Origin of the sequence: Methylophaga sp. UBA5088, assembly GCF_002414625.1 — a bacterium.
Taxonomy (GTDB): Bacteria; Pseudomonadota; Gammaproteobacteria; order Nitrosococcales; family Methylophagaceae; genus Methylophaga; species Methylophaga marina.
The window spans coordinates 5283-14878 of sequence record NZ_DIAC01000113.1 but is presented as its reverse complement, the minus strand read 5'-3'; the positions used below and the strand labels follow the sequence as shown (position 1 = coordinate 14878).

Sequence of the window (9596 nt, the reverse complement as noted above, 5' to 3'; positions counted from 1 at the left end):
CCAGATAACCCACTAACTCAAGTCCAAATCCTGAAACACCAGTCAACTTCGTGGGTGTCCCCATCACGCGCATTTTTTTCACGCCTAATGCTGACAAAATTTGTGCACCAACACCAAATGTACGCAGATCCCAGCCCCCCTTAACAGGTAAAGGGCTCTCATCACGGTCTTCTCGTTCATAACGTGCAATTTTGGCCGCTAACTGTTTATTCTGAGCCGGTAACCTCAAAACAACCAGAATACCTTTACCCGCTTGTTGAATTTGTTTCAGCACTTGAGGAACTGGCCAATGTGTCGGCTCCCTGACCGAGCCTAAAATATCACTGAGTGGGTCTGCCATATGCACGCGAACCAACGTTTCTTCATCAGGAGTAATATCACCATAGGTGAGGGCTAGATGGACCTGAGAATTGACTGAATCCTGAAAGCTGTATAGCTGAAAATCACCATACTCAGTAGGAAACTGACATTGAGATAATTTTTCGACGGTCATTTCATTTTCAAGTCGATAACTTATCAGGTCAGCAATCGTACCAATTTTCAGATCATGTTTTTGTGCAAAGGTTTCCAAGTCTGGGCGCCTGGCCATACTGCCATCATCATTTAAAATTTCAACAATGACAGCTGCTGGAGATAAGCCGGCAAGCTGAGCGAGATCACAGCCAGCTTCCGTGTGACCAGCTCGTGTTAACACCCCACCCGGCTGTGCTTTTAAGGGGAAAATATGGCCTGGTTGAACCAAATCATCAGGTCGTGAATCAGGATCAACTGCGACTTGCACGGTTAAAGCACGGTCGGCCGCTGAAATACCAGTCGTCACTCCTTCTGCCGCTTCAATGGAGACAGTGAAGTTAGTGGAATAAGGCGTCTGATTGTCACTGACCATCAGTGGTAATCGTAATTCACGACAACGATTTTCCGTTAGCGTCAGACAAATCAAACCACGCCCAAACCGTGCCATAAAATTAATGGCATCTGGTGTGACTTTTTCTGCAGCCATAATGAGGTCACCCTCATTTTCACGATCTTCATCATCCATAATGATGACCATTTTTCCCTGTCTGAGATCGTCAATAATCTCTTCTGTGCTGTTGAGTTGCATATTAAGTATCACTGTTTCCTGACAATGTTTCTCTGGCGTATACAGGGTCGAGTCCAGGTAACAAACGCTCAAGATATCGAGCAATCAAGTCGACTTCCAAATTCACAATCGTACCCACTTTATATTCCTTAATAATGGTTTCCTGCATAGTGTGGGGAATGATATTGATTTCAAACCAGCCCGCTCCAACCTCATTCACCGTAAGACTCACACCATCAATCGTCACAGAACCTTTTTTAGCGATATAGCGTTCCAAATTGGCGGGTACTTCCATTCGAAACTGTACTGAGCGCGCAGACGGTGACATCTCTAACACCTTACCAAGACCGTCGACATGGCCACTCACCATATGTCCACCGAGACGATCGCCTACAGCAAGCGCTTTTTCAAGATTAACGGGTGAGCCTTCAGTAATCTGTGACAGTGCAGTTCGCTCGAGACTCTCTTTTGATACATCAAAACTCACATGAGACTGATCAAGTTCAACCACAGTCAGACAGACACCATTAATAGCAATGCTATCGCCAAGACTGACATCAGATAAGTCTAATTTTTGGGTCGCCACTTTCAATCTCATATCGCCACCACTTGGGGTGATAGACGTTACCTGTCCCATGGCTGCAATAATGCCTGTAAACATGAATTAAGATTCCTCGTTATATATTGGTCTTGCAGTGATACGCCAATCCTTACCTACTGCTCGGATATCATCAATTGTTAGGGAAATATTCTGAGACATTGTCATCATCTCAGGTAAATGAAACACACCACGTGCCATATCGCCCATAATTTTGGGGGCCATGTATATGACTAATTCATCGATTAAACCTGCTTTCAACAACGCCCCATTCAAGACGCCGCCGGCTTCAATCATCAACTCATTGATTTCACGTTGTGCCAGTACCGCCATCAACGCATTCAGATCGATACTCTGGTCTATAGAGGGCAAAACTAAACATTCGGCTGGCTCCGCGATAGTAATATCATTGGCCGTAATCACCAGTACTTTACCCTCTTTGAGAATTTGAGCACTCGCAGGCAATCGTCCATCACTATCCACAATGATTTTGAGCGGTTGTCGGATCTTCTGACCAAAAGGGTACCAATTATCATGATCTGCAGAAAAACGGACATTTAACTGCGGATCGTCCGCGAGTATCGTACCAATTCCAGTCATAATGGCTGAGCTGCGCGCGCGCAGATTTTGTACATCCTGTCTGGCTTCAGGGCCGGTTATCCACTTACTCTCACCCGATGCCATAGCTGTTCGGCCATCAAGGCTCATGGCGACTTTACTTCTGATATACGGTCGACCATGACGCATACGATAGGAAAAACCAGGATTCAACTTCTCTGATTCAGAGCTCAACAGTTTGGTGTGGACCTCTATCCCCGCCTCTCTCAGGCGATGTATGCCTGAACCTGAAACAACGGGATTAGGATCAGTCATCGCTATAAAAACGCGTTTCACACCAGCATTAACCAGAGCATCAGCGCAAGGCGGTGTACGTCCATAATGGCTACAGGGTTCAAGCGTGACATAACAGTCCGCCCCTCTAGCCTGCTCACCCGCTTGGTGTAGAGCGTTTACTTCAGCGTGACTCTCTCCTGCCCGCTGATGCCAGCCTTCACCAACAATCTGATTATCTCTCACAATGACACAACCAACCCGAGGGTTAGGGTCAGTCGTGTATAGTCCATTTTTGGCAAGCTCAATGGCTCTTGCCATATAAAATTCAGCAGAAGCCATGGTCATTTCTCTTAAAATGAAATAACAATGTATTCATATCGAATACAACAAGATATAAAACACTGACTATCAGTAAGAGCATGATATCAGTGCAGATAAACATCTTTATTTTTTATCGTCCGGTTCTGATTTATTTTCCATTCGTTCAATTTCTTCACGAAAGGCATTCACATCCTGAAAACTTCGGTAGACAGAGGCGAAACGCACGTACGCGACTTCATCTAATTCACGAAGTGCATCCATCACCCAGTCGCCAACCAAGCGACTATCGACTTCACGCTCACCCGTTGCCCACAGTCGCCGAGTAATAGTTTTGACGGCTGTATCGACGGCATCAATACTGACGGGCCTTTTTTCCAGTGCTCGCATAAATCCGGCACGTAATTTATTTTCATCAAATAACTCACGTGAGCGATCACGTTTAATCAATCTTGGCAGACTTAATTCAGCCGTTTCGTACGTGGTAAAGCGTTCATTACACTCGACGCACATACGACGTCGGCGGATGGCATCACCTTCCGCCGACAGTCGTGAGTCCACAACTTTTGAGTCATCTGCACCACAAAATGGACAGCGCATAGTGTTTCCGTGAGGTTATTTATGAGTAAACAGGCAAACGATCACAAACCGCTTTTACTTTACTCTTCACATCGTTAATCACCTGTTCACTTCCCGCTGCGTCAATGACATCACACATCCAGTTTGCCAGATCGCGACACTCTTCTTCTTTAAAACCGCGAGTCGTCACAGCAGGTGTACCAACACGGATACCTGATGTCACAAAAGGTGATTGTGGATCATTTGGAACCGCATTTTTATTGACCGTGATATGAGCAGCGCCTAACCAGGCATCGACATCTTTACCTGTCAGGCCAGCTTCTATAAAACTGACTAGGAATAAATGGTCATCAGTACCATTTGAGACAACGTCATAACCACGTGTCATAAACACATCAGCCATCACACGTGCATTTTTGATGACCTGATCCTGATAGGTTTTGAACTCAGGCAGCATGGCTTCTTTGAAGGCAATTGCTTTAGCTGCAATCACATGCATTAAAGGACCACCTTGGAAACCAGGGAAAACAGCCGAGTTAAGTTTTTTCTCGATCTCAGGGTTGGCTTTTGCCAGAATCAAACCACCACGTGGACCACGTAATGTTTTATGCGTTGTTGTCGTTGTGACATCAGCAATTTGCACCGGGTTAGGATATAAACCTGCGGCAACCAGCCCTGCTACGTGGGCCATATCAACCAGTAAATAAGCGCCGACTGCATCAGCGATATCACGAAAACGTTGCCAATCCACTACACGAGAGTAGGCAGAAAAACCAGCTACGATCATTTTTGGTTGATGTTCTTTTGCTAAACGCTCGACTTCATCATAATCAATTTCGCCGGTTTCAGCATTCAAGCCATATGAAACTGAGTTATAGATTTTTCCTGAAGCACTGACTTTAGCGCCATGTGTCAGATGACCACCATGTGCCAGACTCATGCCTAAAATAGTATCACCAGCTTGTAATAAAGCGAGATAAACTGCAGCATTAGCTTGTGAACCAGAATGTGGCTGAACGTTAGCATAATCAGCACCAAACAACGATTTCGCACGTTCAATGGCAATAGCTTCTACTGTATCAACATGTTCACAACCACCATAATAACGTTTGCCAGGATACCCTTCAGCATATTTATTGGTTAAAGATGAGCCCTGAGCTTCCATTACACGAGGGCTCGTGTAGTTTTCTGAAGCGATCAGTTCGATGTGATCTTCTTGACGTTTATCTTCCGCAGCGATTGCATTGAACACGTCATCGTCAAAGCCAGCGATGGTCATGTTTTTATTGTACACAGTATTCCCCTGTATCTACTGTAAAATGGGACATTATTCTATCTCACAACGTCGCTGGCATCTATGGCATAGTGACAGTTTTATTCGCATAAGGATTAAATCATAGCTTATGAAAATAGGATTAATTGGAACAGGCCTGATGGGGCAAGCCTTATCACATCATTTATTAGCTGAGAATCAACCACTGGTCGTGTTTAATCGCAGCCTTGAAAAGTGTGATGAGTTAAAGGCTCGAGGCGCTGCTGTAGCGACATCTGCGCAAGCTCTAGTTGAGCAGTGTGATATTTGTTTACTTTTTTTAAGTGATGCAAAAGCCATCAACTCTGTACTGGACGATATCAACACTGAGACGTTTAAAAACTGTCTGATTATACAGATGGGCACAATCGCACCTGAAGAGTCACGCGAACTTGCCAATCGTGTAAAAACGACAGGCGGTCGATATCTTGAGTGTCCTGTACTTGGCAGTTTACCTGAGGCAGGCAGTGGCAAATTAATTTTAATGGCTGCAGGTGAAAAATCTGACTTTAATACGGCACTGCCATTACTTGAGTTGATTGGCCATGAACCACAATACATAGGCGAAATTGGACAAGGAGCGACTGTTAAACTCGCTATGAATCAGTTAATCGCAGGCCTGACAGCCAGCTTTGCATTGAGTTTGGCCTTAGTCGAAAAAGAAGGCATTGCCACTGAACAGTTTATGAAAATTATGCGTGATAGTGCCCTATATGCACCCACTTTTGATAAAAAACTGACTCGAATGGTGGATAGGGATTTCTCGGCACCCAACTTCCCAACCAAACATCTCGCAAAAGACACTCGCCTCTTCTTAACCGTTGCCAACGAACTAGGCCTGGACACAAGTGCACTCAAAGGCATTGAGCTACTGCTACAGAAAACGCTGGATATGGGACTTGATAACACTGATTACTCAGCATTGATGGCGGCTGTTTCGCCCAAAGAGTCATAAAAAAAGCCCTCATTTGAGGGCTTTTTATAAGTCTAGACTTCGAATAAATCTCGTCTAACAATCGTTTCGCGTCGGTCAGGGCCGGTTGAGATAATATCAATTGGCACACCGGCGAGGCTTTCCACTTTTTCTATATAGGCACGGGCATTTTCAGGCAGTTCACTATATTCAGTGATGCCCAAAGTAGACTCTTTCCAACCCGGCATATCAATGTATACAGGCTCACAACCTTCGAACTCATCTGCACTCAACGGTAAGATATCGACAGGTTGACCGTCTTTTTCATAGGCAACACATAGACGAATAGTTTCGATACCATCAAGCACGTCTAGCTTGGTCAGACATAGTCCCGTGATACTATTTATCCAACTAGCACGATTCAGTGCCACCATATCTAACCAACCACAGCGGCGGTCACGTCCGGTTGTGGCACCTTTTTCCATGCCTTTATCAGCCAGATATTTTCCAGTTTCATCAAACAACTCAGATGGAAATGGTCCACCACCGACACGCGTGGCATAAGCTTTTGTAATACCAAGAACATAATCAATATGACAAGGACCTACACCAGAGCCAGTTGCACTGCCTCCCGCTGTTGTATTGGACGAAGTAACATAAGGGTATGTGCCGTGGTCAATATCTAACAAAGCACCTTGTGCACCTTCAAACATGACATTGTCACCCGCTTTATGATACCCCTGAAGCATCGCTGGGATATCAGCAATAAGTGGGATTAAGACATCACGCATTGCGAGTGTATCTTTTAATACAGTTACATAATCAACAGGTGCTACTTGATAATAATTAACTAATGAAAAGTTATGAAACTCAATGACTTCTTTTAGTTTTTCAGCAAAGGCTTTTTCATTCATTAAGTCACCGACACGTAGACCTCGACGGCCAACTTTGTCTTCATATGCGGGACCAATACCTCTACCTGTTGTGCCGATAGCGGCTTTACCTAAGCGTGACTCACGCGCCTTATCCAAAGCGATATGATAAGGCAAAATCAATGGGCAGGCCGCACTGATTTTTAAGCGTTCACGTACAGGAATCCCGTTGGACTCAAGCTCTGCCATCTCTTTCAATAGTGCTTCAGGACAAACCACAACACCATTACCAATCAAGCATTGAACGTTTTCACGGAGAATGCCAGATGGAATCAAATGCAACACCGTTTTTTTGCCATCAATAACCAGTGTGTGACCAGCATTATGACCACCTTGGAAACGTACTACAGCAGAGACATTATCCGTTAGTAAATCGACTAATTTACCTTTACCTTCATCGCCCCACTGGGAGCCAATTACAACTATATTTTTAGCCACGAGTTTGTGTTCCTATTTCAGTCACTTGCCAGTGACCATTTTGTTTTACCAATGTATGTGTGGTGGATGTCTGAGAGCCAGGAAATTGATAAATGACCACCTTTCCTGATTCACGTAATGATTTGACAGTGGCGTGAAGATGGCTGTCTTCAGCCCACTCAACACCTATTGTTTCCTGATTGAATGATCCAGCAGGGAGCTGTGTCGCCAGCTTCTTCAAGTCAAGACTAAATCCCGTTGCTGGCTGAGCCAGACCAAAGGCTTCACCTATATCATCATAGCGACCACCTGCTGCAATAGCATAAGATGATTCCGGTTTGTAAGCTGCAAACACCACGCCCGTGTGGTAATGATATCCGCGCAGTTCAGCAAGATCGAAGTTAATTGCAATATCTGGGATTCGCTGCGTAAGCGCGTCAGCAATTTGTTCAAGCGTACTTAATGCAAGCTGCACTGATTTTGGTGCATTCTTTAATACAGATTCAGCTCGTGGCAAGACAGATTTATCACCATTTAATTCAGACAATTCTTGCAACATTTGCCTAGCATCATTACTAATCTGATAACTGTCTAACAGGGCGGATATATCGGTAGCAGCCTTTCGTTGTAAAGCAGAAAATAATTCTTGCTCTTGGCTTTCTGTCAGACCAGCAAACTCGGCTAATCCTCTATAAACACCAACATGACCGATATCCAACGCTATCTTTGATACTGCGCCAGATTTTTTTAGAAGCTCAACCATCAGCTCAATGCTTTCAATATCACTCTCAGGTCCCGCATGACCATAGATTTCAGCACCTAGCTGAATGGGATTTCTGACCCCATCCAATCCGGTAGGTAAAGTATGAAGAACACTACCTATGTAGCACAATCGAAGAATATCTGATTGATGACGTAGCTTGTGGGCAGCAATTCTGGCCACTTGTGGTGTCATGTCTGCCCGTATACCCAGCATTCTGCCGGACATTTGGTCCGTCAGCTTAAATGTTTGTATATCTAAACTTTTGGCCGTACCAGTCAGCAGTGAGTCCAGATACTCAACTAAGGGTGGAACAACAAGCTGATACCCCCAACCTCGCATGAAGTCGACCAGTATTCGATGCATATTCTCAAGTTGAGTTGCTTCTTGAGGCATAAGCTCATCAATACCTTCAGGTAGCAGCCAGCTCTCTTTTATAGTCATTATGAGTTAATTTATCCAGTACAAAAAAATCAAGCCGACAAGCATGCATATCAAACCAGTTAGTCTAATTTGAGTATCGCTCATGCTTGCCGTTTGTAGTAAAGCGCGTTTAAACATAGTCGGATTGAGAAACGGCATTATACCTTCGATAATCAGTACTAATGCCGTTGCTACGAGAAGACTATGGCCTAATTCTCCGCTCACTTCACAGGAAGTTCAGCATCGTTAAAACGTTTGAAGAAGTCACCTTTGGGTTCAATGACCAGCATGTCGTCACCATTAAACACATTTTTATATGCTGATAGTCGACGATATAAGGAATAGAACTCTTCATTTTCACCGAACGCTCTAGCATAGATATCCGTGGCTTTGGCGTCACCTTCACCACGTAACTCTTCTGCTTGACGTCTTGCTTCGGCAATAATAACGGCACGCTGACGATCAGCATCTGAACGAATTTTTTCCGCTTCTTCAGCACCTTGTGAACGCAGCTCTTTTGCAACACGTTCACGCTCAGCTTCCATACGTGTATAAACAGATGTACTGACTTCAGAAGGCAAATCAATACGTTTTATACGCACATTTGAGATAGAAATACCAAAGCCTTCGGCTACACGGTTAGCTTCTGTCAGAATATCCTGAACCATTGCCACACGGTCACCAGACACGACTTCTTGAATTGTCTTACGTCCAAACTCTGCACGCAAACCATCCTTGATGATTTGTGATAATCGCGATGCCGCACGGTCTTCGTCACCACTCATGGATCTGAAATAGGTCGCCACATCGCTGATACGCCAAATGATGAAAGAGTCGACTATGACATTCTTTTTCTCACCTGTCAGGTATCTAGCAGGTTGTGCATCGAGTGCCATTTCACGAGCATCAAACTTACGAACATCTGTGACAAAAGGTGTTTTGAAATGAATACCTGGCTTAAAGTCAGCCTTTTCAATCTGACCTAATCTGAGCAGAAGTACTTTTTGACGCTCATCAACAACAAAAATAGATGATGATAAAGTGATGACAGCTAGTGCCAGTAAAATTAAAATCAGTGTCAAACGGGAACTCATTTAGCGACCTCCTCTGCTACGAGCATCATCGCTTGATGAGCTTTTGTTTGAAGATGAAGTATTAGCCGACGTAGATGACGGATAATTAAAGCTATCTAAATCCAGTTGTGTTGGACTGCTGTTACGACGATTCATGCGGTCTAATGGTAGATAAAGTACATTACTACCGCCATTTTCCATATCAACCATCACTTTTTGGCTCTTAGAAAACACGGATTCCATTGTATCAAGGTATAGTCTCTCAGCTGTAATGTCGGGTGCTTTATTAAACTCCGTCATGACTTGAGTGAAACGGCTCGCATCACCCTCTGCTTTTGCAATAACTTGACTCTTAT

The 9596-nt window shown here is 44.3% G+C and carries 10 protein-coding genes and 1 pseudogene; 1 reads left to right on the top strand and 10 read right to left on the bottom strand.

The features are described from left to right. The 5 genes from ribBA to glyA all read right to left on the bottom strand — a co-directional run. A partial coding sequence (ribBA, locus tag B4K20_RS14445) for a bifunctional 3,4-dihydroxy-2-butanone-4-phosphate synthase/GTP cyclohydrolase II (RefSeq protein ID WP_289283435.1) occupies positions 1-1102 on the bottom strand: 1102 nt, incomplete at its 3' end. Between the two features lies 1 nt (position 1103). Next, a complete protein-coding gene (locus tag B4K20_RS14440; protein ID WP_289283434.1) occupies positions 1104-1742 on the bottom strand; it encodes a riboflavin synthase in 639 nt (212 codons plus the stop codon). Between the two features lie 3 nt (positions 1743-1745). Then, on the bottom strand, positions 1746-2852 hold the full coding sequence (gene ribD, locus B4K20_RS14435; RefSeq protein ID WP_289283433.1) for a bifunctional diaminohydroxyphosphoribosylaminopyrimidine deaminase/5-amino-6-(5-phosphoribosylamino)uracil reductase RibD: 1107 nt from the start codon (positions 2850-2852) through the stop codon (positions 1746-1748). Positions 2853-2957: 105 nt separating this feature from the next. Next, the gene (gene nrdR / locus B4K20_RS14430) at positions 2958-3431 is read right to left on the bottom strand and encodes a transcriptional regulator NrdR (RefSeq protein WP_286304274.1); all 474 of its coding nucleotides are present in this window, start codon (positions 3429-3431) and stop codon (positions 2958-2960) included. A 19-nt stretch (positions 3432-3450) separates the two neighbouring features. Beyond that, a complete protein-coding gene (gene glyA / locus B4K20_RS14425) occupies positions 3451-4704 on the bottom strand; it encodes a serine hydroxymethyltransferase (RefSeq protein ID WP_289283432.1) in 1254 nt (417 codons plus the stop codon). A 109-nt stretch (positions 4705-4813) separates the two neighbouring features. On the opposite strand from glyA, the gene B4K20_RS14420 reads away from it, so the two are divergent. Next, a complete protein-coding gene (locus B4K20_RS14420) occupies positions 4814-5677 on the top strand; it encodes an NAD(P)-dependent oxidoreductase (RefSeq protein ID WP_289283431.1) in 864 nt (287 codons plus the stop codon). 32 nt (positions 5678-5709) lie between these two features. On the opposite strand, the gene B4K20_RS14415 is transcribed toward B4K20_RS14420, so the two are convergent. The 5 genes and pseudogenes from B4K20_RS14415 to B4K20_RS14395 form a co-directional block, all read right to left on the bottom strand. Continuing rightward, positions 5710-7005, bottom strand: a complete 1296-nt coding sequence (locus B4K20_RS14415; RefSeq protein ID WP_289283430.1) for an adenylosuccinate synthase — start codon at positions 7003-7005, stop codon at positions 5710-5712. After that, the gene (locus B4K20_RS14410) at positions 6998-8188 is read right to left on the bottom strand and encodes an ATP phosphoribosyltransferase regulatory subunit (RefSeq protein ID WP_289283429.1); all 1191 of its coding nucleotides are present in this window, start codon (positions 8186-8188) and stop codon (positions 6998-7000) included. The genes B4K20_RS14415 and B4K20_RS14410 overlap by 8 nt, the downstream gene beginning before the upstream one ends. A gap of 6 nt (positions 8189-8194) precedes the next feature. Continuing rightward, positions 8195-8392 (bottom strand): DUF2065 domain-containing protein, encoded by a 198-nt coding sequence (locus B4K20_RS14405; protein WP_289283428.1) that lies wholly within the window; start codon positions 8390-8392, stop codon positions 8195-8197. After that, entirely contained in the window at positions 8389-9261 is an 873-nt protein-coding gene (gene hflC / locus B4K20_RS14400) for a protease modulator HflC (protein WP_286304269.1), read from the bottom strand. The genes B4K20_RS14405 and hflC overlap by 4 nt, the downstream gene beginning before the upstream one ends. Next, positions 9262-9596, bottom strand: a pseudogene (locus tag B4K20_RS14395) (protease modulator HflK); the annotation flags it as partial.